The 21,701-nt window shown below is 66.4% G+C and carries 24 protein-coding genes; 20 read left to right on the top strand and 4 right to left on the bottom strand.

Features of this window, described 5'->3' with window-relative positions:
* Window positions 1-3 precede the first annotated feature (3 nt).
* Genes KF785_07260 through rpe form a run of 6 tightly spaced genes read left to right on the top strand, consistent with a single transcriptional unit; the run spans window position 4 to window position 4,377 of the window.
* Window positions 4-627 carry a thiamine phosphate synthase gene (locus tag KF785_07260; protein ID MBX3146557.1) on the top strand — a complete coding sequence of 208 codons (624 nt, stop codon included), beginning with the start codon at window positions 4-6 and terminating at the stop codon, window positions 625-627.
* Window positions 624-824, top strand: a complete 201-nt coding sequence (thiS, locus tag KF785_07265; GenBank protein MBX3146558.1) for a sulfur carrier protein ThiS — start codon at window positions 624-626, stop codon at window positions 822-824. The genes KF785_07260 and thiS overlap by 4 nt, the downstream gene beginning before the upstream one ends.
* Window positions 825-852: 28 nt before the next feature.
* Entirely contained in the window at window positions 853-1,626 is a 774-nt protein-coding gene (locus tag KF785_07270; protein MBX3146559.1) for a thiazole synthase, read from the top strand.
* A gap of 3 nt (window positions 1,627-1,629) precedes the next feature.
* Window positions 1,630-2,922 (top strand): hypothetical protein, encoded by a 1,293-nt coding sequence (locus tag KF785_07275; protein MBX3146560.1) that lies wholly within the window; start codon window positions 1,630-1,632, stop codon window positions 2,920-2,922.
* A complete protein-coding gene (locus tag KF785_07280; protein MBX3146561.1) occupies window positions 2,919-3,695 on the top strand; it encodes a PASTA domain-containing protein in 777 nt (258 codons plus the stop codon). Before KF785_07275 ends, KF785_07280 begins: the two co-directional genes overlap by 4 nt.
* 1 nt (window position 3,696) lies before the next feature.
* Complete coding sequence (rpe, locus tag KF785_07285) at window positions 3,697-4,377, top strand: ribulose-phosphate 3-epimerase (protein MBX3146562.1); 681 nt, start codon at window positions 3,697-3,699, stop codon at window positions 4,375-4,377.
* Window positions 4,378-4,405: 28 nt separating this feature from the next.
* Here the strand turns inward: rpe and KF785_07290 are convergent, their stop codons facing one another.
* Window positions 4,406-5,854: a DUF839 domain-containing protein gene (locus KF785_07290; protein ID MBX3146563.1), complete on the bottom strand. Its 1,449-nt coding sequence runs from the start codon at window positions 5,852-5,854 to the stop codon at window positions 4,406-4,408.
* A gap of 372 nt (window positions 5,855-6,226) precedes the next feature.
* Here KF785_07290 and KF785_07295 point away from each other — a divergent pair, with 372 nt between their 5' ends.
* The gene (locus tag KF785_07295; GenBank protein ID MBX3146564.1) at window positions 6,227-6,688 is read left to right on the top strand and encodes a hypothetical protein; all 462 of its coding nucleotides are present in this window, start codon (window positions 6,227-6,229) and stop codon (window positions 6,686-6,688) included.
* Window positions 6,689-6,694: 6 nt separating this feature from the next.
* Here the strand turns inward: KF785_07295 and KF785_07300 are convergent, their stop codons facing one another.
* Complete coding sequence (locus KF785_07300) at window positions 6,695-7,639, bottom strand: alpha/beta hydrolase (protein ID MBX3146565.1); 945 nt, start codon at window positions 7,637-7,639, stop codon at window positions 6,695-6,697.
* Between the two features lie 166 nt (window positions 7,640-7,805).
* On the opposite strand from KF785_07300, the gene KF785_07305 reads away from it, so the two are divergent.
* From KF785_07305 to KF785_07335, 7 genes are all read left to right on the top strand, one after another.
* Window positions 7,806-8,276 (top strand): hypothetical protein, encoded by a 471-nt coding sequence (locus KF785_07305; GenBank protein MBX3146566.1) that lies wholly within the window; start codon window positions 7,806-7,808, stop codon window positions 8,274-8,276.
* A 63-nt stretch (window positions 8,277-8,339) separates the two neighbouring features.
* Entirely contained in the window at window positions 8,340-9,581 is a 1,242-nt protein-coding gene (locus KF785_07310) for a hypothetical protein (protein ID MBX3146567.1), read from the top strand.
* Between the two features lie 126 nt (window positions 9,582-9,707).
* A complete protein-coding gene (locus tag KF785_07315) occupies window positions 9,708-10,670 on the top strand; it encodes an SDR family oxidoreductase (GenBank protein ID MBX3146568.1) in 963 nt (320 codons plus the stop codon).
* A gap of 86 nt (window positions 10,671-10,756) precedes the next feature.
* A complete protein-coding gene (dapB, locus tag KF785_07320; protein ID MBX3146569.1) occupies window positions 10,757-11,560 on the top strand; it encodes a 4-hydroxy-tetrahydrodipicolinate reductase in 804 nt (267 codons plus the stop codon).
* Between the two features lie 45 nt (window positions 11,561-11,605).
* On the top strand, window positions 11,606-12,220 hold the full coding sequence (locus KF785_07325; protein MBX3146570.1) for a mechanosensitive ion channel family protein: 615 nt from the start codon (window positions 11,606-11,608) through the stop codon (window positions 12,218-12,220).
* 50 nt (window positions 12,221-12,270) lie between these two features.
* Window positions 12,271-12,825: a DUF2911 domain-containing protein gene (locus KF785_07330; protein MBX3146571.1), complete on the top strand. Its 555-nt coding sequence runs from the start codon at window positions 12,271-12,273 to the stop codon at window positions 12,823-12,825.
* Between the two features lie 89 nt (window positions 12,826-12,914).
* Complete coding sequence (locus KF785_07335; protein ID MBX3146572.1) at window positions 12,915-14,396, top strand: beta-lactamase family protein; 1,482 nt, start codon at window positions 12,915-12,917, stop codon at window positions 14,394-14,396.
* Here the strand turns inward: KF785_07335 and KF785_07340 are convergent.
* Window positions 14,344-15,840, bottom strand: a complete 1,497-nt coding sequence (locus KF785_07340) for an ankyrin repeat domain-containing protein (GenBank protein ID MBX3146573.1) — start codon at window positions 15,838-15,840, stop codon at window positions 14,344-14,346. The two genes, KF785_07335 and KF785_07340, sit on opposite strands and share 53 nt — an antisense overlap.
* A 215-nt stretch (window positions 15,841-16,055) precedes the next feature.
* On the opposite strand from KF785_07340, the gene KF785_07345 reads away from it, so the two are divergent.
* The 3 genes from KF785_07345 to KF785_07355 are packed head-to-tail and all read left to right on the top strand — an operon-like array spanning window position 16,056 to window position 18,087.
* Window positions 16,056-16,586, top strand: coding sequence for a GNAT family N-acetyltransferase (locus tag KF785_07345; GenBank protein ID MBX3146574.1), 531 nt, complete (start codon window positions 16,056-16,058; stop codon window positions 16,584-16,586).
* Between the two features lie 58 nt (window positions 16,587-16,644).
* Window positions 16,645-17,529, top strand: a complete 885-nt coding sequence (locus KF785_07350; protein ID MBX3146575.1) for a MarR family transcriptional regulator — start codon at window positions 16,645-16,647, stop codon at window positions 17,527-17,529.
* Window positions 17,530-17,562: 33 nt separating this feature from the next.
* Window positions 17,563-18,087 (top strand): DinB family protein, encoded by a 525-nt coding sequence (locus KF785_07355; protein ID MBX3146576.1) that lies wholly within the window; start codon window positions 17,563-17,565, stop codon window positions 18,085-18,087.
* 16 nt (window positions 18,088-18,103) lie between these two features.
* Here KF785_07355 and KF785_07360 read toward each other — a convergent pair whose 3' ends face one another.
* On the bottom strand, window positions 18,104-19,069 hold the full coding sequence (locus KF785_07360; protein MBX3146577.1) for a c-type cytochrome: 966 nt from the start codon (window positions 19,067-19,069) through the stop codon (window positions 18,104-18,106).
* Window positions 19,070-19,221: 152 nt separating this feature from the next.
* Between KF785_07360 and KF785_07365 the strand changes: the two genes are divergently transcribed.
* The 3 genes from KF785_07365 to KF785_07375 are packed head-to-tail and all read left to right on the top strand — an operon-like array spanning window position 19,222 to window position 21,696.
* Window positions 19,222-19,797: a TlpA family protein disulfide reductase gene (locus KF785_07365; protein MBX3146578.1), complete on the top strand. Its 576-nt coding sequence runs from the start codon at window positions 19,222-19,224 to the stop codon at window positions 19,795-19,797.
* Entirely contained in the window at window positions 19,790-20,863 is a 1,074-nt protein-coding gene (gene tsaD, locus KF785_07370; protein MBX3146579.1) for a tRNA (adenosine(37)-N6)-threonylcarbamoyltransferase complex transferase subunit TsaD, read from the top strand. The genes KF785_07365 and tsaD overlap by 8 nt, the downstream gene beginning before the upstream one ends.
* Window positions 20,860-21,696: a prolipoprotein diacylglyceryl transferase gene (locus tag KF785_07375; protein MBX3146580.1), complete on the top strand. Its 837-nt coding sequence runs from the start codon at window positions 20,860-20,862 to the stop codon at window positions 21,694-21,696. Before tsaD ends, KF785_07375 begins: the two co-directional genes overlap by 4 nt.
* Window positions 21,697-21,701 lie beyond the last annotated feature (5 nt).

Raw genomic sequence — 21,701 nt, forward strand, 5'->3', positions numbered from 1 at the left:
CCGATGCGCCCCCTGCCCCGAGTGCTCGCGGTGACCGACGCCGCGATCGTCGCGGCGGATGATTTCGCGATTCGCGCTGGGGCCATCGCGGCCGCGGGGCCCGCCATCGGGATCGTGGTTCGACACCCTGGGGCCAGTTCCGCCGCCGGGCTCGCGGCGCTGGACCGGGTTCGCGCCCTGGCCCGCCCGCCGGAGGCCGCCACGATCGCGCACGGCGACCCGGCATTGGCTAGGATAGGTGGGGCCCACGGCGTGCAGCTCCGTGACCGGGATCTGGCCCCTCAGGATGCGCGCCGGGTCCTGGGCGCAGGGTGGGTCGGGTTGTCGGTGCATTCGGTCGACCAGGCGCGTGCCGCGCGAGACGCCGGTGTCGACTACCTCGTTGCCGGCGCTGTTTTCGAAACGGCGTCGCACCCCGGGCAACCCGGCAAGGGCTTGAACTGGCTCGCAGAGGTCGTCGCCGTCGGAGTGCCGGTCTATGCCATCGGCGGCGTCACCCTGGACCGCCTGCCCGCGCTCCACGCTGCGGGTGCATGGGGAGTGGCGGCCATCGGCGCCTTATGGCGCGCACGGGATTCGGCCAAGGCGGCCGATCAATTGGTGCGCAACTGGAGTGAGGCATCATGAAGCTGACCGTCAATGGCGAGTCCCGGACCTTCGAGTCGGTGGCGACGCTGACCGAACTGCTCACGGCGCTGGGCCTCGACGCCCGTGCCGTGGTGGTCGAGCACAACCGCGCCATCGTGCGGCGACCGACCCTGGCGGAAACACCGGTCCGCGACGGCGACACCATCGAAATCGTCCACTTCGTCGGCGGCGGCTAAGTAGCCGGACGCCGGGAAAGAATGACCCATGCAGGACCAATTGACCATTGGCGGCGTCACCTTCCGGTCGCGCCTCTTCGTCGGCACCGGGAAGTATCGCAGCAACGCCGAGATGCTCGACGCCATTCGGACCTCGGGTGCAGACTGCGTTACCGTGGCGGTGCGTCGCGTCGACCTGAACCGGGGTAACGCGGAGGGCATCCTCCACCACCTCGACCCGAAGCAGTATTTCCTGCTGGCCAACACGGCCGGCTGCTACACGGCCGACGAAGCGATCCGCTATGCCCGCCTGGCGCGCGAGGCCGGCTTCAATGAGTTCATCAAGCTCGAGGTCATCGGCGACAAAGAGACGCTACTGCCCGACACCGATGGATTGCTCGAAGCAAGTCGAGTGCTGGTCAAGGAGGGCTTCAAGGTCCTGGCCTACACCAATGACGATTTGATCACGGCGCTCCGCCTGGAAGATGCCGGCTGCGCAGCTGTGATGCCGCTTGCCTCGCCGATCGGATCAGGGCTCGGCCTGCTCAATCCGTACAGCATCCGTACCATCAAGCGCCGGCTCCAGGTTCCCATCATCGTCGATGCGGGCGTCGGCACGGCCTCCGACGCCTGCCTCGTCATGGAACAGGGCGTCGATGGCATTCTGATGAACACGGCGCTGGCCGAAGCTGCGGAGCCGGTGCTGATGGCGGCCGCCATGCGGGATGCCACGGCCGCCGGACGCGCTGCCTACCTTGCAGGACGGATGCCGCGCCGGGAAATCGCGGTGCCGTCGACCCCCGAGCGCGGCAAGCTGGACTGACGGTTGAGCCGAGAAACCGGCCTCACCCCGCGGTTTGCCGCCTGGCGGATCCTTCACGATGTCCGCCAGGGGGTTCCTTTCGATGTTGCCCTCGGCCGAGCGGTCGTCGGGCTCGAGCCCGACGACCGCCGGCTGGCGCATCAGCTCGCTGCGGGCGTGTTTCGAATGCGGAGCCAGCTGGACAGTGTTCTCGAGGGGGCCGTGTCCCGCGGCACAGCAAGCGTCAAAGCCGACACGCTCGATGTGCTGCGGATTGGCGTCTTCCAGCTGCGGGGTCTGGATCGCATCCCGACCCACGCAGCGGTCCAGACCTCCGTCGAAGCGGCCCGCCGCGTCGGGGGCGAGAAGGTAGCCGGCTTCGTCAATGCCGTACTTCGGCGAGTGGCTGCGCAGCCGGCCGGGTTCGACCCCGTCCCGCCCGACCTTGCTGCCGAGCACTCCCACCCGCCCTGGCTGGTCGAACGCTGGCTTGCCCGTCACGGTGAAGCCGACACGGTTCGCCGACTCGAGTGGAACAACACCCAGCCCCCTCTCATCCTGCAGCCGGCCCGCTGGCCGATGGATCGGCTGCTGGAGGAGCTCGATCGTGCGGGGGTTGCCCATCACCCGGCGCCCTACGGCGCGGGGGTCGTGGCCTCGGTGCGCAGCCCGACCGAAATCACCGGTTTCGCCGATGGGGGCTTCGTGGTTCAGGACTCGGCCCAACGGCTGGTCGCGCAGTTCTGTGAGCCGGGTGCCGGGGTTCTCTACGACGCCTGTGCCTCGCCCGGCGGGAAAACCGTGGCGCTGGCTGGCCGGTCGCGCCAGATCGTCGCAGCCGACCGGACCCGGGCCCGAGTTGCCAGGTTGCGGGAAACGGTCGAGCGGGCTGCGGCAGGCGTGGTCTGGCCCATTCGTGCGGATGCCGCGGCCCCGCCCCTCAGGCAGGTCGATGCGGTGCTGCTCGACGTGCCCTGCCTGGGCACCGGGACCTTTGCACGGAACCCGGACGCCCGCTGGCGGGTCACGCCCGACGCGCTCACCAGCCTGGCTGCCCAGGCACACCGGTTCCTGCGAGCGGTGGCCGAGATCGTCGCGCCGGGGGGTCTGTTATTATTCGCGACATGCTCCCTCGAGCCGGAAGAGAACGAACTGCAGATCGATCGGTTCCTGGCCGAGGACGGCCGATTCCGCCGGGAGCCTGGTAATGCGGTTCCGGCGGAACTGCGGAGCCCGGCGGGAGACCTCGTCCTGCTGCCCGAGCGGCATGGGACCGATGGCGCCTATGCCGCGCGGCTGCGCAAGCTGACGGCATGACCCGCAAAAACCCTGTCGCCCGCCGCACGACCACCCGCGGCTCCTGGCTCCCGAAAACGGTACCGGGGCGGCGGCGTCTGACCGCCCTCGTGGTGCTGCTGGCCGCTGGAGCCGCGGGCTATCTCGCCACCTGCATAGCCTATCCGACACCGATGTTCCGCCGGGACCATGCGGTACCCCGCGTCATCGGCTTGCCGATCACCGAGGCAGAGCAGGTGCTCACCAGGCAGGGCTTCCGCGCCCATGTGGTCGGCGATGAGGCCGACCCTGAAATCCCGGGCGGGGCCGTACTCTGGCAGGATCCGCCTCCCGACCTGATTGCTCCGCAGGGCACCACCGTCGACCTGACCCGGAGCACCGGGCCGGCGCCGGTACCGGTTCCGGACGTCAGCGATTTCGAGGTCGACGAAGCTCGGCGCGTTCTGACGGCCGCCGGTCTGCAGCCGGGCACCATCGATAGCGTACCAAGCGGGACACCCCAGGGTATCGTGACCGGGACCCGCCCGCCGGCTGGATCGGCCCGCCCGCCCGGCAGCGCGATCGACCTTCTGGTCAGCCAGGGCACCAGCGGAGCTAGTGTCCCCAACGTGGTGGGGCTCCGTCAGGACGAAGCCGAGCGACAACTGCGGGCCGCTGGATTTCAGGTCGGCCGCGTGCTCCGCGCCGAAGGGCGCCGCGGCCCACCCGGCACCGTGGTAGAGCAACGCCCCAATGCCGGCACACCGGCGCCTCGCCGAGCGCGAGTGGATCTGACCGTGACCGAGGTAATCTGAGATGACGCGCCGCCCCGCTCGTATCGCTCCTTCCGTGCTGTCGGCCGACCTGGGACACCTGGCGGAGCAGATCAAGGAGCTGGAGGCTGGCGGCGCCGACTGGGTTCACATCGACGTCATGGACGGCAACTTCGTTCCCAACCTGACGTTCGGTGCACCGCTGATCAAAGCGCTGCGCAAGCTGACCGAGCTGCCGCTCGACGTACACCTGATGGTTCAGCGGCCCGAGCAGTACATCGCCGAGTACGCGGCGCTCGGTGCGAATGTGTTCACCTTCCATCCGGAAGCAACCATCCACGTCCAGCGCCAGCTCGCCGCGATTCGCGATGCCGGCATGCAGGCCGGCCTTGCCCTCAATCCGGCAACGCCCCTCTCGGCCATCGAGGAGGTCATTCCGGACCTCGACCTCGTGCTGGTGATGTCTGTCAATCCTGGTTTTGGCGGGCAGAGCTATATCCCGAGTGCCACCGGGAAGATTGCCCGGATTCGCCGGTTGCTCGACGAAGCCGGCAGCAGTGCGGTCCTCGAGGTGGACGGCGGCGTCACCGTCAAGACGATCGGTGCGGCCTATCGAGCGGGGGCAGACACGTTCGTAGCCGGCACGGCCGTGTTCGGCGCCGCCCGTATCGACGGCGCGATTCGACTCCTCAAAGCTTCCTGCTCGGACGCCGCGATCGCCTGAGGGGCGCGATCACGCCCCCCTTCCGCTATCAGAGCGGTCCCCGCACCCAGGGCCCCCAGAGAGCATAGGTCGCGCTGGGTCGTTTGCCCCTGGTCGACGTGTCACCCTGGATATTGAAGAAGAGCACCTCGCCGTCGCTGCTGAAGCAGACCCCGGCAAACTCGCGCGGAGGCAACTCGCCTTCGCGGATCGGCTGGCGGACGAGATCGATGATCCGGCCGCTCCGGTCGAGACCGCGCAGAAAGAGGGCGCCGCCGCCGTCCTCGCAGATCACCAGCCCGCCGCGCGGCGTGGTGCAGATGTTGTCCGGCGCGTTGAGCACCTCGGCCCCCGGCGACTCGAAGACCAGGGACAGTTCGCCCTCGGTGGCCGACAACGGCCGGTAGAAAAAGACCTGACCGGCCGTCGCGTCGCCGCCGTTGGTGGAGACGATGTAGATGCCGCCGTCTCCGTACCAGGCCCCTTCGAGACGCGCAAAGATCGCCGCGCCCTTGGCCAGCCCCTCACGAAACACAGTCGTGGGTTCGGTTTCCGCAGCTGCCGGATCCGGCGCTTCGATGTCGACCCAGGTTACCGGAAGGCTCATGCCGGCAGTCTGCCCCCGCGCCGTCAGGTAGCGCGGCTGCCCCCTCACCGCCAGAATCTGCAGCCGACCTCCCTCGGCGAGCTCGCCGGCCTGTTTGGGGATGAAGCGATAGAAGCCGGCCCCCGGTCGGTCAGCACGCTCCGGATCGTACCAGGCATCTTCCGTTTCATAGACGATGCCCGTGGCCGGGTCGACGGCAATTGCCTCGTGAACGAATCGGCCCATGGCCTTGAGCGGAACCGGCTCGACCGGCTCGCGCGCTGATGCCGGAACCTCGAACACGTAGCCATGCGGCTGGTCGAAGCCGTGGGTCGGGCCGGCACAGTTCTCTTCGCAACTGAGCCAGGAACCCCAGGGCGTCGGGCCGCCAGCGCAGTTGACTCGAGTCCCGGCCAGCGACACGAACTCGTCCAGCACTTCGATTCGTCGAGACGCCCCGGCCCCTCGAATCCGCACCTCGAGCGAGGTCGTTCCGCCTGTGGCTTTGGGGTCGTAGCAACGGGCCGCCAGTGGCGGCGCCACCCCGGCACGGTCGCCCATCTCGTGGTTGCGGATCAAGCGGGTGTTGCCGTTGGGCAGGCGGAACGACGCCATCCCGTCGAACGCATTGGGAACGATCAGATCAGGGCGCGTCGACGCAGACCGCAGCGCCTCGCTGATCCGGACCACATGAAAATGCTCGGGAATATCGAGTTCGGGACAGGTGGAACTCTGCCGAAGGGCACCGTACCCGACGGCCCTTTGAAACGCCTGACGCCGCGCGGTAGCCGCTCGAGCCAGCGACGGGGTCGCGAAGTTCCAGGCTGCCAGCCCGGCCAGCGACGGGGCGACGAGGGCGGCCGCACCCGTCCTGGTCAGGGCCGATAAGAATGTCCGTCTCCGAAGCGTCATGGGCAGTCCTGCGCATCCTGCGTTGAGCGATCTGCTTGCTGCGCTACTACGTCGATCCTGCCTGCAATATAGAGGTAGCTCTGGCCCGGTTACCCAACTGTGACGCTGCTCGTACACACATCACAGAACGGGGAGGCACCCGGGATCGTGGGCCGGACAAGCATGCCGAAGGGCCGCAAGATCCTTGACCGGGAGCCGTTGCTCGGATCAGGCCTCGGAGCACAGGGGCTGTAACGATCATCGCCTTGAATCAACCAACAGGGAAGGGGTCGCATCCGATTCCGGGCGGCACCCTGTTCGTCCGGGCATCCCGCAGCCGACCGATTCTGAGTATCCTATGGGGCGGATTCACCTCGAGGTGCTGGAGGCGCCATGACGCTGGTACTGCCGTTCCGACTCAAAGTGCCGGGCAAGGATGAGTTCGAAGGCTTGGGCAACGCCGTCAGCACGACCTACCGGCTGCATGGCTACCTGCGCTTCGACGGCTATATGCTTTCGATCGAGTGGGGGGGCGAGGTCGCGATTCAGGAGGTCGGGATCAGCAAGATTTCCGACGAAACTGAACCGCTCCAGGACGAGCGGATCGACCTGCCGATCACGGACATCCATCGCGCGTCGCTGACCGGGGGCTGGTTTCGCCCCCGTCTCGAACTCCAGGCTCGGCGCCTCGGCGCCTTGTCCTGCATTCCGAGTGAGTCGCTTGGTGTGGTCAAGTTCTGGTACGACCGAGCCGAGCGGTTTGCGGCGATTGCCATGGCCAACGCGCTCGAAGCAGCCATCGCATCCGGTGGAACCCGTCCGCTGATCGACGAGTCCGCCATCACCCCGACGTAGGCCTGGTCAGGGATCCCGCTTCGGATAGAGAACGCGAAGCCCGCGGGCGACCACCGTGCCCACGACGTCCGCATGGCTCAGTCCCGGGTGTACTTCGGTCGTCATCCGCAGATTCGGGTAGTTCCGGGTCGACAGACTCCCCACCAGCTGCATCATCCCGCTCATGATGCGGCCCATTCCCTCATAAACCGGATGCTCCATCTCGAGCGCGCCGGCGTCGAAGTACACGCCGATCGGCAGGTCCTTGTGCGCCGCTGCCCAGCGGGCTTCCTGCCTGAGCACCTCGAGGTCGCCGTATGCCATGGCCGGACTCGAAATCAGGTAGCTGTGAAAGGGCGACTCCGCCTGAAACATCGCCCACGCAGCGAAGACTCCGCCCGCTGAGACACCGAAGAGGCCCAGCCGGTCGCGATCAATCGGATACTGCGCGGCAATCATCGGTATCAGTTCATCGGCAATGGCCTTGAGCAAACCCGGCGCACCACCGGTGCAGCGACCAGGCGGCGACTTGTAGGTCTGGCATGCACCAGAGATGACCTGGCCCCAGGCATCCTTGCGTTCCCAGCCAGGCGCCGAGAACTCGTAGATGCGGCGAGCCACCCAGACGTCCTGGCCGTCCTCGTACGAGGTGCCGATGCTGACCACGAACACTTCCTCGATGGCATTCTCTGAAACGAGGTTGTTCGCGGTTTCGTGGGTAATCGGAAACAACCAGTCCCCATCCGTGGAGACCAGCAGCGGGTAACGTCGGTCGCTGCCAGGCTGGTAGCTCTTCGGGATTCCCACGTTGACGGCAAACCGCACCCCCATCGACGGCGACTGAAACGTGAACGACGCAACCTTGAACGAGGGCACCGGTCGCGGCTCGAGCCTGACCTGCGCGACCAGCGCGCCGGAGCCGACCGCGAGACACGCAGCGCCGCAGGCAGCCATCCGAAACCATCTGTCCATCGAGTGATCCGTCAGAAATAGGAAGGAGGAACTATAATAGGCGGCGCCTCGACACGAGGCTGAACGTGGAGGGCAGGAATGACGGTTGCGGCAGCGTTTCGCCGTATTAACCGTTGACGGGTACACCGTTATCCGACTGCCCGCTCTACCTTGATTCGGAGTTTCCATGCACAGCAGAATCCGCTCCGCCGCCTTCGCCACGCTACTCCTGTTCGGCGCAGCCTGCGGCAGCGACACGGGTCCCAGCGATCCGACCAACGGGACGATGACTGCCCGGATCGACGGCTCCTCGTGGCGGGCCACGGTCGCCATCGTAGCAACCTACCAGAACGGCATCCTTGCCGTGGCCGGCGGCGATCCTGTCAGCGGCGGCACCCGCACCGTAGGGTTTGCCGCACTGGCCACCGCACCCGGCACCTTTACCATCGGCGGTACCGGTCCGGCCAACGGCCTGGTCACGGTCGGATCGTCGACCTGGCAGGCGGCAGCAGGAACCGGCAGCGGCTCGATCACGATTACCGCCATCTCGGCAACCGGGGCCCGGGGAACCTTTCAGTTCACTGCCCTCCCCGTCGCCGGCACGCCGGCAAGTGGCACCCGCACCGTCACCGAAGGTGTCTTCGACGTGACCTTCTGATGCCCGGTCGCGACCGGAGCGGGCAACGGGGTTAGGTTTCCGGTAACTCCACCCCCTCTGCCTGTGTCTCCTGCCACAGTCGCGCTGATTGCGCTGCTGGTCACCATCGTGCTGTCCATGGCCACCCGCCTCAACGTTGGCGTGGTGGCCATCGCGTTGGCCTGGGCGGTCGGCTGGTACGCATCGCTGGGCGCCGACGAGATCGTCCGGGGTTTCCCCGCCGGGCTCTTCCTGACCCTGACCGGCGTGACCATGCTCTTTGCCGTGGTTCAGGTCAATGGTACGCTGGAGCGCCTCACCCTTCGGGCCGTTTCGCTCGCCCGCGGGCGCCTGGTCTGGATTCCCCTGGTGTTCTTTGCCGTTGCAGGCGTGATCTCGAGTGCTGGTCCAGGCGCGATTGCGGCGGTGGCGCTGATCGCACCGATCGCGTTGGCCACCGCGACCCGCTACGGCATCTCGCCTTTTCTGATGGCGCTGATGGTTACCAACGGCGCCAATGCCGGGCTTCTGTCACCGATCAGCTCGGTCGGGGTGATCGCCAACACCAAGATGGCCGAGGCCGGCCTCGGTGGGCACGAGGCGGTGGTCTGGCTGGGTAATTTCATCACGCATCTGCTGGTGGCTCTCGCCGCGTACCTGGCACTGGGCGGCACCAAGCTTGGCAACACGACGGTGGCGGGTGCCGGCCCGGAAGCTCCGATGTCGCGACTGCAGCGGCTGACCGTCGTGGTCGTGCTGCTCTGGATTGCCGGCGTGCTGCTGTTCCGGCTGCCGCTCGGCCTCAGCGCGTTCGTGGCAGCGGCGGTTTTGCTCGCCGCTGGCGCCGCGGACGAGACGGTCGTGATCCGGCAAATGCCCTGGGGCGTGACCCTGATGGTCTGCGGCATGTCGGTGCTGGTGAGTCTGCTCGAACGCACCGGCGGCATGGCGTTGTTCTCGGGCATGCTTGCGCAGCTTGCAGGCCCGAACAGCATCAACGGCATCGTGGCATTCGTGACCGGAGCGATTTCGAGCTACAGCAGCACGTCCGGCGTAGTCTTGCCGGCGTTCCTGCCGATGGCCGGTTCGCTGGCAGAGCAGGCGGGCGGCGCCAACCCGCTGGCGGTGGCCTTGTCGATCAACATCGGATCATCGCTGGTGGATGTCTCCCCGTTGTCGACTCTGGGGGCCCTTTGCGTCACCAACATCGTGGACCCGGCGGCATCGCGAAAGCTGTTTCGGCTGTTGCTGGCCTGGGGGCTCGCCATGATCCCGATCGGCGCCCTGCTCGCGTACCTGCTGGCCCCGATCCTGGCCGGCCTGTAGCCGCCCTCGCCTCCGGCGCGTTGACAAGCAGGCCCGCCGGGGCGAGTGTATCGGCGGCCGCAACCTGGAACCTTTATCCCTCGCAGGCCCGTACGGCTGCTGATAGTCACTCATCCAGAGGACCCTATGTCGCGCTTCGCGTCGTTCCTGAGAACGGCCGGGATGGTCGCTGCCCTCGCCCTCGTTGCCTGGCCCGCCGCTGCCCAAAACCCGAGCAAGCAGTCGGCGGTGCTGGTAACCGGCGCCAGCAGCGGTATCGGCCGTAAGATTGCCGAGCTGCTCGCGTCGAAGGGCCATTTCGTCTACGCGGGGGCCCGGAGGCAGGAGGACATCGACGCGCTGAGCCGGATCCCCAACATGCAGGGCATCCGACTCGACGTCACTTCACCCAGCGAGATCGCGGCTGCCGTACAAACCATCAGGGGCGCCGGTCGCGGCCTCCACGGCCTGGTCAACAATGCCGGTGTCGCGATCCTCGCTCCGCTGATCGAGGTCGACGAGAAGGAGCTGAGTTGGCTGTTCGACGTCAATGTGTACGGCCCCTATCGAGTAACCAAAGCGTTCGCGCCGCTCCTGATCGAATCGAAAGGGCGGATCACCACGGTCGGGTCGATTTCGGGCATCCTGTCCGGACCGCTCTTCGGCCCGTACAGCATGAGCAAGCACGCCGTCGAAGCCTTTACCGATGCACTCGGCGCCGAGCTGGCACGATTCGACATCAAGGTGAGCGTGATCGAACCCGGCAACTATCGCTCCGAGATCGGCCGAAACACGGTGGCCCAAGTGGAGGCCGCCGCCGAGCGCTACCCGGGCTCTCCTTACCAGGAGCAGATGCGCAACATGGTCAAAGTCATGGGCGCCTACGAGACCTACCCTGAACCGGACGCGGTCGCCGAGGCGGCGTTGCACGCCCTGTTCGATCCCAACCCGAAGGTGCGGTACATGGTGGTGCCAGCCGCCAGGCAGGCAGAAGTCACCATCCGGAAGGCCATCGACGAGCTGGTGCAGCTCAATCAGGGGCATCAGTTCAGCTATGATCGTGAGACCCTCATCCGGATGCTCGACTCGAGCCTCGCCAGACACAAATAGCAGGGTGGGTGCGGCAGTGCACAACGGGGTTTGCGCCATCGGCGCAACCCCGTTTCCATTTCACCGTTCTCAAACAGGATCTTCTCGTGACGATTCGTGTCTGTCTCGCGGGCGCCACCGGGTGGGCCGGATCGGAACTGGCTCGCGCGATTGCTCAGGCTGAGGATCTCGACCTGGTTGCTGCCATTGGTCGTCGTCACGCCGGGCAGACGCTCGGCGAGGCTCTGAGCGACCCGCGGCTGACCGCGCCGGTGTACGGATCGGCACCAGAAGCGCTGGCGCACCGCCCGGACGTCTTCATCGAGTACACCAAGCCCGACGGCGCCAAGGCCAACATCCTCGCCGCGCTCGACGCTGGAGCCCACGTCGTGGTCGGCACCTCCGGGCTGACCGACGGTGACTATGCGGACATCGACGCGGTCGCTCGGCAGCTCTCACGCGGTGTGCTCGCCTGCGGGAACTTCTCGCTGACGGTGGTCCTGATGCAGAAGTTCGCCGAGATGGCCGCCCGGCTGATTCCCCAGTGGGAAGTCATCGACTACGCCCACGACGACAAGGTCGATTCCCCGAGCGGGACGGCCCGGGAACTGGCCACCCGACTGGGGCGGGTTCGCCAGCCAGACCTGACGGTTCCCCTCGACCGCATGCGGGGCCCCCGGGAAGCGCGGGGGGCAACCCTGACCGGCACGCAAGTCCACTCGATCAGGCTGCCCGGATACACACTGAGCACCGAAGTGCATTTTGGCCTCCCCGATCAGCGGCTCTCGATCCGGCACGACGCCGGCCACAGCGCCCGGCCCTATGTCGACGGCGCGTTGATCGCGGTTCGCAACGTCGCTGCGCTTCAAGGTGTTCACCGTGGACTCGACGCCGTATTGGATCTCGGCTGACGTGAGCCGCTGCCGTCCCGATCCGATCCGAGTAAGATTGACGGCATGAAAGATCGGTTACCTGCCTGGATCCAGGACTGGATCGGCCTGATCATTCCGGTCAGCGAAGTCGTCCTGATCCTCCTGGCAGCCTGGCTGCTGCAGCAGATCGGTCGCCGCCTGATCCGCCGACTTCACGCGGCCTACCATCTGCCGACCGAAATGCTGACCGGCGTTCGGCGAATCGCGGCCGTGCTGATTTACGGCGCTGCGGTACTCTTGATCTTGGGTCGCCTGGGTGTGTCGGGCACGGTGCTGTGGACGGCCTTTACCGGCTTCACGGCGGTTGCTGCCGTTGCGTTCTTTGCCGCCTGGAGCGTGCTGTCGAACATCTTCTGCACCATGCTGATCTTCATCACCAGGCCGTTCCGCCTGAGTGATTACATCGAATTGCTCGAAACGAGCGACAAACCCGGCCTGCGCGGACGGGTGGCCGACATCAACCTGATCTACACTACCCTGCAGGAGCCGGAGACCGGCACGTCCGGCTCCGGCAGCATGCTGCAGATTCCCAACAACTTGTTCTTCCAGCGCACCTTGCGTCGATGGCCTGGCCATGATGTCCCGGCAGCCTGGCTGTCATCAAGCGCCGCCCCGCCGTCGACTGGCACGGGGGCGTGAAACGGCCTCGGGCTGACGCGCGGGCCCGACCCACTGAATCGAGGTTTTCGATGAAGCTCACTCTCGCTGCCGCTCTCCTTACCACCTGCACGGTTGCCGCTGCTGCGCAGAATGCGCCTCGCTTTCATCCCAGCGGTCGTGCCACCAGCCAGGTGACGCTGATGACCTCCGAGCCCAACGCCACCCCGCGCGTCATTCGCCTCGACTGGGGGCAGCCACACCTCCGTGGACGCGCGTTACACACCGATTCCCTGGTGCCCTATGGCCAGGTCTGGCGCACCGGCGCCAACGATGCCACGACCCTGCACACCGACTTCGACCTGACTCTGGGCGGCGTGCAGCTACCGAAGGGCAGCTACGTCGTCTTTACCCTGCCCGGCCGAGACGGCTGGCAACTGATTCTGCAGACCAATCGCGGCCAAAGCATCGGCGGCTATCAAGCCGCCAATGACGCTGCCAGGGTGCCGTTGCGTCTCCGCACCCTCGCGGCACCGGTGGAAGCCTTTACGATGTGGCTGGTGCCCGCAGCAAGCGGGCTCGCCGGAGAGCTGCGGATGGCCTGGGGGACGTCGGAGCTCTCGGTCCCATATACCGCAACGCCCTGAGTCGTCCTCCCGAGCCGGATCGGCCCATGCCGGTCGGGCGACGCTGACCGACTTGAACGCATCACATTCGATCTTTCATAGAGGCCATCATGTGGTTGTCCCCCCTGACTCAGGTCGCCGCGTCACTCGCCCTCGCGCTCGGTTCGCCGACCGTTGCCCCAACCGAGGCGCGTCTCGCCATCGCCACGCGGCCGGCCGCGCTATCGAGTGATTCGGCGGCACTGCGTCGCGCGAGGGCCGTCGATTCGCTGTTTGCCCGCTGGCATCGCCCTGATTCGCCCGGCGCATCGGTGGCGGTGATCTACGACGGCGAGGTGGTGCATGCGAAGGGATACGGGATGGCCAGCCTGGAGCACGGCGTGCCCAACCAGCCGCACACGGTCTTCGACATCGCGTCGGTGTCGAAACAGTTCGGCGCCTTCGCGATTGCGCTCCTCGAAGCCGATGGCCGTCTGGCCCTCGACGATGACGTCCGCAAGTACGTACCCGACCTGCCGGATTTCGGCCACGCCATTACGGTGCGCCACCTGGTGCATCACACCTCGGGGCTGCGGGACTGGCCGGGTACGCTCCGGATGGGAGGCTGGAGCAGCGAGGACGTCATGTCATTCGAGCAGATCCTCCGAATGGCTTACAGCCAGAAGACGCTCAACTTCAAGCCCAACGACGAGCATGCCTACTCCAACACGGGCTACAACGTGATGGCCGAGATCGTCCAGCGCGTCGCAGGGAAGAGCTTCAGACAGTTTACCGAGGAGCGCATCTTCCGACCGTTAGGCATGACCCGAACCCATTTCCACGATGATCATCGTGAGGTGGTTCGCAACATGGCCGAATCGTACGCACCCGATCGGGAGGGTAATCGCGGCTATCTCCACGTCACCTCGAACCTGACCGCGCTGGCCTCGAGTTCGCTCTTCACTACGGTCGAAGACCTGGCCAAGTGGGTGCGCAACTTCGAAACCGCCGAGGTTGGCGGGCGCCGGGTCATCGAGGCCATGCACCGCCGCGGCGTTCTCAACGCCGGCGACACCATTCCGTATGCGTTCGGACAGAGCAAGGGCCAGTATCGCGGAGCGGAGACCTGGTCGCACGGCGGCTCCTGGGCCGGCTACCGGAGCGTCCTGACCCGATACCCTGCGCACCGATTCGCCGTCATCATTCTGGGCAACACCGCTGATATGGCACCGGGAACGCTCGCCAACAGCATCGCCGACATCTACTTGGGTAATCGGCTGGGGCAGGCCGTGGCACAGTCGCGGACGCCCGATCCCGCCAACCAAGCGGCGCCGTGGCACCCGACTGTAGCCGAGCTCAGAGAGTTCGTGGGTGAGTACCGCAGCGACGAGCTCGACACCTCCTGGCACATCCGACTGGTCGACGGCAAGCTGGTCTCGAGTCACTTCCGCCTGGGCGACTCGCCGTTTCTGCCGGTGACGAAGGATCAGTTCCGTTCGCAGGGCCCCGGCGGCGAACTCACTTTCCAGCGCGATCGCCGCGGTCGCATCACCGGCTTCGTCAGCAATTCGGTTCGGATCCGCCACTTTCTGTTCCGACGGGTCGGGAACTGAGCGCGGCGATCGTAGCCGGGTAGTCGCCGTCCAGCTCTCGAATGTGCTGGGCACCAAACTGTGCCCATTCGAGCGGGGTGGCACGGTGCTCGTGATCCCGGATGCGCAGGTCCGCACCGACGGGCAGCAGCACCGACACGACCTGAGCCCGGCCCGCAATCGCGGCATGATGCAGAGGTGTCGCGCCGAACTCGTCCAGACCGTTGACGGGAAACCCGGCCGCAAGGCAAGCTTGGACGACGGGGATGTCGCCGCGACGGGCAGCATCTCGCAGCAGCCGCAGGTCCTCGGGATCGAGCTCGCGGAGTAATGCTGGCGTTGCCAGTTGCTCCGCGAGGCCGACACTTCCCGATGCGCACGCCTCCAGCAGTTGGTCAGCCGGGGACAGCGGCGTCGGCAACGCGCCAGCCAGTTCGAGAACCGTTGCCAGGGCGGCCTGACCGCTCCGCCGGGCCAGGAGCCAGGCCGATCGGCCATCCCCGCGCTCAGCCCGAGGGTCGGCCCCTCGATCGAGCAGCAGGCGGACGACGTCGGGGCTCTGACCCTGCCGCACCGCTGCATGCAGCGCGGTCTCTCGCTCCGCGCCCGATCGGATATTCGGATCAGCCCCGTGATCGAGCAGCCAGCGAATCCCGCGACCGACGGCCGGGTGGCGCTCGACATCCCAATATCGATGGAGGAAGTACAAGGGCGTGTTGCCCCAATCGCCGACCTGATTCAGCTCGACCCCGAATTCGAGCAACAGAGCAAGCGCCTCTTCGTGATAGCGTTCTGCGGCGTGATGAACGGACTCACCGTCGGTCGGCCGAGCACCAGCCTCCAGCAGCATCCGCGCAATGACCGGAACGTTCGACTGCCCGGTCACGGCATAGAGCGCCGGCAGTGCGTATCGCGTCGCTCTCACATTGGGATCAGCCCCTCGATCGAGCAGCAGGCGGGCACATGCAGCCAGCTCCGCATCCAACGCCTCGCTGACACCGTGATAGGGAGAGAAGCAAAGCCACGCTAGCGGGGATGACGGCGGATCGCCCTCCGCTCGTTCGACCGAACCAGGATCGGCGTCGAGCAGGTCGCCCAGCTCACGCACCCGGCCGAGCGCTGCAGCCACAGCGGGACTGACCCGGGCAATGGTCGGTTCTGTCGTGAGAACCTGCTCAGCCCGAGACCGGCTCTGATCCAGGACGGCTTTCAGAAAAGTGTCGACCGCGGCACCGACTCCTCGCGATGCCGCAACTCTGGTCCGAAGCCGCGCCCAACTCGCAAAGCCATACTCCCTGGCGACCACGCGTTGTGCGTCCGTAAGCCGCAGTGCGGTCCGCGGCCCGAGGACAGCCTCGACGCGCCCGACGGCCTCCGGTACGCGCGCAGCGAACGCCCGCACCAGTGCCTTGGCTTCGTGCTTGAGATAGTCGAGATGCGGACGCGCGGGAAGGCCCTTCGACATGGCAACCCCCTTTCAGTATCGCCCGGTGTCCGCGTCGTTCGGGCCGAAAGAAGGTCGTCGATGTCGAGCAATACAGACAGGTGGACTGAGTCCTTTCCGCGGACCGGATGCGCCCTGAACGCTGCCACAACTTTAGCGCGCCGGAACAGGCTGGTCAAACGCCAAGCGGCGGCGTCTGGTTATACTGCAAACGACTCGTCGAAAGACCCGCACTGATGTCGCTGATCGTCGAACGCGCCGCCACCGAGGCCCTGCCGGAGAGCACCCGAGCCGCCATCCTGTCACTGTGCAAGAACGCCTACGGGGAAGACCTGACCGGATACCTCAAGGACATTGGTCCGGGCATCCACCTCCTCGGCTGGGATGGGCCCGACCTGGTCTCGCACCTGATGTGGATCGAGCGCCGGCTCGACCCTGGCAACCTGCCGCCGCTCAGAGCGGCCTATGTCGAGCTGGTCGCCACACATCCTGACCACCAGCGGCGTGGCCACGCTACGGCCCTGATGCAGCAGCTGGCCGAGGCAATCGACTCCTATGATCTCGGCGCACTTTCCCCCGCCGAAACCTCTCTGTACGAGCGCTTGGGGTGGGAACGCTGGCAGGGACCGTTGCTGGTAAAGGGCCCATCGGGAATCGAAACGGCTCCGAATGAAGCCGTCATGATCCTCCGCCTTCCGCTGACCCCCTCGGCACTCGACCTGAAAGCCTCCCTCGCGGTCAGTTGGCGCCCCGGCGAAATCTGGTAAGCGCTCGACGTGGTCCGCGGCTTGAACGGCCGGGTGCTTCCAGCTAACCTCAGGCCACATGGAGGCTGAACAGATTCGTCAGGTCCGCTTGTTCCAACGGATCGTCTCGCAGCGAACCGGTGCCCTGCATGATCGCTTTCTGGGGCGCGACCGGCCGATGGGGGCGTCACGAGTCCTTTATGAGATCGGCTCGTCAGGTGCGGACCTGCGCGACCTCTGCACCCGCCTCGACCTCGATTCCGGCTACCTGACCCGGCTGATCCATGACCTGGTTTCCGAGGGTCTCGCCTCGGTTGAGACCTCACCCGACGACGAGCGGGTCCGACACGCCAGCCTGACCGCAGCGGGACGGGCTGAGGTCGAGGAGATGAACCGTCGCGCGGATCAACTCACCGTCTCTCTGCTCGAGAACCTCGATCCGGCGGAGCGACAGCGCCTGTTGGATGCAATGGCGGTGGTCTGCCGCCTGCTCCAAATCAGTGGACTGCGGATCGAGCGGGTCGAACCGGACAGCCCCGAGGCTCGCTGGTGTATCGAGCAATACTTCGAAGAACTAAGGCGCCGGTTCGAGGGCGGCTTCGACCCTTCCCTCGTCCTCCCCACCGATGAGGCCGACTTGCGCCCCCCCCGGGGCGTGGTCATGGTCGCGAGCATCGACGGCGCCTGGGTCGCCTGTGCCTCGCTCAAGACGCTCACACCGGGCGTCGGCTATCTCAAGCGGATGTGGGTCGACGGATCACTGCGGGGTATGGGCATCGGCCGCCGCCTGCTGGCGGCGATGGAATCTGAAGCGCGCCAGCTGGGCATGACGACGCTCCGCCTCGAAACCAACCGTGCCCTGGTCGAAGCGATCCGCATGTACCGGCACCTGGGCTACGACGAGGTACCACCGTTCAATGCAGAGCCCTACGCACACCATTGGTTCGAGAAACACTTGACCTGACCCTGACGTCGCACGTTCAGCAGGAGCCATCCGATGCAGTTCGATCTCGATCAGAGCATCGCCGTCCTCGAGCGGACGCCGCGAGTACTCCGCGCCCTCCTCGGCGAGTTGGGCGACGACTGGACCCGCGCCAACGAAGGCCCCGAAAGCTGGAGCCCGTTCGACGTAGTCGGTCACCTGATCGACAGCGAGGAGACCAACTGGCTGCCTCGCATCCGCGTCATTCTGGACGGCGCCGGCGATCGGCGGTTCCCGCCGTTCGACCGGTTTCGGCACCTGACCCGAAATCAGGGTCGGGCCCTCCCGGAGTTGCTGGACCGGTTTGTCACCCTGCGGGCGGAGAGCCTGGTCGAACTGCGCGGGCTTGGACTCGATCCGAGGGACCTGACCCGAACTGGCGTGCATCCCGAGTTTGGCGAAGTTACCCTTGACCAGCTCCTGGCAACCTGGGTCGTCCACGATCTGGCCCATCTCGGCCAGATCGCCCGCGTCATGGCGAAGCAGTACGCCGAGGCCGTCGGCCCCTGGCAGGCATACCTGACCATCCTCCGACGTTAGGCGGAACGCTCGCTCCTCAGGGCGACGTTGCCACCGGTGGCAGCGAACGCAGGTAGACCCAGAGCGCTTCCAGCTCGACATCGGTCATGGCCTGAGCGTACCGCATGATCAGCGTCATCGGCATCCGGATCGAGGTGCCGTCCTTGCGGACGCCCTCTCGCATCGCGCGGACGAAGTCCTGGTGCTCCCAGGAGGCGAGGCCGGATGGGTCCGGCGTCAGATTCCGAGCCGGCGGCCAGCTCGGGTCGCCGGCCGTAATCGGGCCGCCGGCCAGGTTCGACCCATGACATCCGGTGCAGGTCGCTGCCAGGTGAGCACCAAAGGCGACCGTGGGCTCGGACGGCGGCGGAACCCGCAGGTGGGGCTGGTCGTGCGCCTCGATCCGGGCCACCGGCATCGGCAACCGGCCCGTTGCCACCAGCATCTTGCCGATCGGACCCAGCGTCGGCGCAGGCATGGTTCGATCGACCGACGGGACGGAGCGGATGTAAGAGATGATGTCCCCCAGCTCCTGATCGGACATCAGGGCAAAATCCTCCGATGGCATCATCGAGGGCCGACCATCCGGGAGAATGCCGTGCCGGACGGCCCAATCCCACTCTCGTGCGGTGTAGCTGGCCGTCACACTGCCCGAGCCCAACGTCAGATTGGGGCCGAGCAAGGTCCCCATGGGAAAGGCATCGATCATGGTTCCGCCACCGAGATCCTCGCCGTGGCATTCGATGCAGGCGTAGCGGGAGTTGACGAGGTGGCGGCCGCGGGCCACCGCGCTGGCGAGCGCCGAGTCCGCGGCCGCCGCCGGATCGAGGCCGGCCGCAGCAGCGCTATCCAGCGGCGCCGGAATCGGAAAATCGACCACGTGGGCCTGGTAGGTGGCCGAGCGAATCTGTCCGGCCGTGCGGGTCGCCCAGATGTAGCCACCCAGGACAACGACAAGTGCCAGCGCCACAACCACGCCCAGGATCTTCAACACCATCTTCATGCGATGTCCTTTCGCTGCCGCCCCAGCCACTTGGGGAGTGGATTTGCGCCTGATGTTGCCGATGGCCTCGACCGCCGAGGCCGAACTCCCGTCCCGGACAAAGATACGCCTCGGGCTACACCACGGAACGGGGTGGCCTTACTTTGGAAAGTATGAAGCAGTGGATCTTCGTCGGGGCAGTGGTCCTTGGCCTCGTGGCCGGCGCCTGGGGCCTGACCAAGTACGGCAATCGGCATCTGACCGTCGAGGTTGGGCGGGCGGCGCCCGATTTTACGGCACAGAACCTCCGGACCCAGGAGGCATTCTCTCTTCGCGACCAGTACCGCAATCAGGTTGTCCTCGTCAACCTGTGGGCCACTTGGTGCCTGCCCTGCCGCAAGGAAATGCCGGATATGGAGCAGCTCTACCGTGAGCTCGGCCCTCATGGTTTCCGGATTGCCGCCGTCAGCGTCGACGAGGGTGATCTCAAGGGTGTCCTTTCCTTTGCCGACGAGTATGACCTCACCTTCGACATTCTCCACGACGGCGATGGCTCGGTCCAGAAGGCTTTCCAGACCATCATGTTCCCGGAAAGTTTCCTGATCGATCGGGAAGGCGTCGTGGTCAAGAAGGTTCTTGGTGAGCACCCGTGGAGTTCCGACGCCAATCGTCGACTGGTGGCCGAGCTCCTGGGTATCGAGTTGGGGACCCCTGCGCCGGCAACACCAGCGGGATCATCCGGTGGCTGAGCACGTACTCGGCCTCGAAACGAGTTGCGACGAAACATCGGCCGCCCTGATCGAGACTCGTGACGGGCGGCCGTCGCTTCGCAGCCTCGTCATTCTATCTCAAGACGTTCACCGGATCTTCGGCGGCGTGGTGCCCGAGTTGGCCAGCCGAGAACATGTCCGCACCCTCGATCTGGTGGTACATCGCACCCTCGACGAGGCCGGGCTGGGTTGGTCCGACGTCTCGGCCGTGGCGGTCACGGCCGGACCCGGCCTGATCGGTGCGCTGCTGGTCGGTGTGATGTACGCCAAGGGCCTCGCGATGAGCCTCGGCAGGCCTCTCATCGGCGTCCATCATCACGAAGGCCACCTGTTCGCTCCGGGGCTCTCGGAGCCGGAGCTGTCTCCTCCGTTTGTGGCCCTGCTCGTCAGCGGCGGCCATACCATGCTCCTCGACGTGCCCGCCTGGGGTGACTACCGGCTGCTGGGTCAGACACTCGACGACGCCGCCGGCGAGGCATTCGACAAGGTGGGCACCATGCTGGGTCTGCCCTACCCAGCAGGCGCCGCCGTGGAAAAGCTGGCGCGCGACGGACGCGCTGACCGGTACACCTTTCCGCGTCCGATGCTCAAGGATATTGCCGATCCCGCCGGGAAGCCGTATGCATTCTCGTTCAGCGGGCTCAAAACCGCCGTCCTGCGCGCCGTCCAGGCCAGCGACGACCCTGTGCGCGATCGGGCCGACCTCGCCCGCGGTTTTCAGGATGCCGCGATCGAGGTCCTGGTGGAAAAAACGGCGCATGCCACCTTGAGCCTGGGACGGCCGCAGACCATGATCGTCGGGGGCGTGGCCTGCAACCGGGCGCTCGCCGAGCGACTGACCGAGCGCTTGACAGGCAAAGCCAGGGTCATTGTCGCCCCGCCGCGCCTCAATACGGACAACGCGGCCATGATCGCGGCCGCTGGCGCCTGGCGGCTCGCTCGCGGCGAGCGCAGCGGACTCGACCTGGAGCCGTTCGACTGGCAGCCGTTGCCTGGCTTGCAAGCGGCGACATCCACGTCTCACCCTTTACCAGTCACCTCATGACGACCGTCTATCCGCTGGTCTTCAGGATCGGGACCTTCGAAATCACTGGTTTCGGCATCCTGATGATGCTCGCCTTCCTCGTCGGGGGTTGGCTGGTCTCGCTCGAACTGCGGCGTCGCGGCTGGAACGAGGAGTATGGCGCTGACATCGTCGTCGCCGCAGTGATCGGCGGCATCGTCGGGGCCAAGCTGTGGTACGTCGCCCTGACCGGGGATCCGGGCGCCCTGTTCTCGCGGGGCGGGCTCGTCTGGTACGGCGGCTTTCTCGGTGGCGTCCTGGCAGTGATCCTGAACGGCTGGCGCCGCCAGGTGCCGATCCGGGTGACCATGAACCTGGTAGCGCCCGCCCTCGCCGCCGCCTACGCGGTCGGGCGGGTGGGCTGTTTCGTCGTGGGCGATGACTACGGGCGCCCGACCGACCTGCCGATCGGCGTCAAGTTCCCGCAGGGTCTGCCACCATCGACGGCCCAGAACCTGTCCAGCATGTTCGGGGTCCAGGTGCCCGCCGACGTCGCGCCGTCGACTGTGCTTGCCGTGCACCCGACCCAGCTCTACGAGGTGCTCGCCATGCTGGCGGTCTTCATGATCCTCTGGCGCTGGCGGCTCAACCATCGGCCGATGGGATGGCTCTTTGGTGCCTACCTGGCCTTTGCCGGCGTCGAGCGATTCCTGGTCGAAATCCTGCGAGCCAAGGACGACCGATTCCTTGGCGTCTTCACTGTTGCGCAGCTGACCAGCGTGGTGGTGGCAGCCGTCGGCGTCGCCTTGCTGGTCCGGTATGCCAACGCACCCAATCCGGCGCCCGGAGCATATTTGACCGCACGACCGCGCTGAGCGGC

It is taken from the genome of Gemmatimonadales bacterium (assembly GCA_019637315.1).
Classification (GTDB): Bacteria; Gemmatimonadota; Gemmatimonadetes; order Gemmatimonadales; family GWC2-71-9; genus SHZU01.

What these genes read in the sequence shown, in the direction of transcription:
- KF785_07260 (MBX3146557.1), top strand. Translation starts at nt 4, where the DNA reads ATGCGCCCCCTGCCCCGAGTGCTCGCGGTGACCGACGCCGCGATCGTC.
- thiS (MBX3146558.1), top strand. Translation starts at nt 624, where the DNA reads ATGAAGCTGACCGTCAATGGCGAGTCCCGGACCTTCGAGTCGGTGGCG.
- KF785_07270 (MBX3146559.1), top strand. Translation starts at nt 853, where the DNA reads ATGCAGGACCAATTGACCATTGGCGGCGTCACCTTCCGGTCGCGCCTC.
- KF785_07280 (MBX3146561.1), top strand. Translation starts at nt 2,919, where the DNA reads ATGACCCGCAAAAACCCTGTCGCCCGCCGCACGACCACCCGCGGCTCC.
- rpe (MBX3146562.1), top strand. Translation starts at nt 3,697, where the DNA reads ATGACGCGCCGCCCCGCTCGTATCGCTCCTTCCGTGCTGTCGGCCGAC.
- KF785_07290 (MBX3146563.1), bottom strand. Translation starts at nt 5,854, where the DNA reads ATGACGCTTCGGAGACGGACATTCTTATCGGCCCTGACCAGGACGGGT.
- KF785_07295 (MBX3146564.1), top strand. Translation starts at nt 6,227, where the DNA reads ATGACGCTGGTACTGCCGTTCCGACTCAAAGTGCCGGGCAAGGATGAG.
- KF785_07300 (MBX3146565.1), bottom strand. Translation starts at nt 7,639, where the DNA reads ATGGACAGATGGTTTCGGATGGCTGCCTGCGGCGCTGCGTGTCTCGCG.
- KF785_07305 (MBX3146566.1), top strand. Translation starts at nt 7,806, where the DNA reads ATGCACAGCAGAATCCGCTCCGCCGCCTTCGCCACGCTACTCCTGTTC.
- KF785_07315 (MBX3146568.1), top strand. Translation starts at nt 9,708, where the DNA reads ATGTCGCGCTTCGCGTCGTTCCTGAGAACGGCCGGGATGGTCGCTGCC.
- KF785_07325 (MBX3146570.1), top strand. Translation starts at nt 11,606, where the DNA reads ATGAAAGATCGGTTACCTGCCTGGATCCAGGACTGGATCGGCCTGATC.
- KF785_07330 (MBX3146571.1), top strand. Translation starts at nt 12,271, where the DNA reads ATGAAGCTCACTCTCGCTGCCGCTCTCCTTACCACCTGCACGGTTGCC.
- KF785_07335 (MBX3146572.1), top strand. Translation starts at nt 12,915, where the DNA reads ATGTGGTTGTCCCCCCTGACTCAGGTCGCCGCGTCACTCGCCCTCGCG.
- KF785_07340 (MBX3146573.1), bottom strand. Translation starts at nt 15,840, where the DNA reads ATGTCGAAGGGCCTTCCCGCGCGTCCGCATCTCGACTATCTCAAGCAC.
- KF785_07345 (MBX3146574.1), top strand. Translation starts at nt 16,056, where the DNA reads ATGTCGCTGATCGTCGAACGCGCCGCCACCGAGGCCCTGCCGGAGAGC.
- KF785_07350 (MBX3146575.1), top strand. Translation starts at nt 16,645, where the DNA reads ATGGAGGCTGAACAGATTCGTCAGGTCCGCTTGTTCCAACGGATCGTC.
- KF785_07355 (MBX3146576.1), top strand. Translation starts at nt 17,563, where the DNA reads ATGCAGTTCGATCTCGATCAGAGCATCGCCGTCCTCGAGCGGACGCCG.
- KF785_07360 (MBX3146577.1), bottom strand. Translation starts at nt 19,069, where the DNA reads ATGAAGATGGTGTTGAAGATCCTGGGCGTGGTTGTGGCGCTGGCACTT.
- KF785_07365 (MBX3146578.1), top strand. Translation starts at nt 19,222, where the DNA reads ATGAAGCAGTGGATCTTCGTCGGGGCAGTGGTCCTTGGCCTCGTGGCC.
- KF785_07375 (MBX3146580.1), top strand. Translation starts at nt 20,860, where the DNA reads ATGACGACCGTCTATCCGCTGGTCTTCAGGATCGGGACCTTCGAAATC.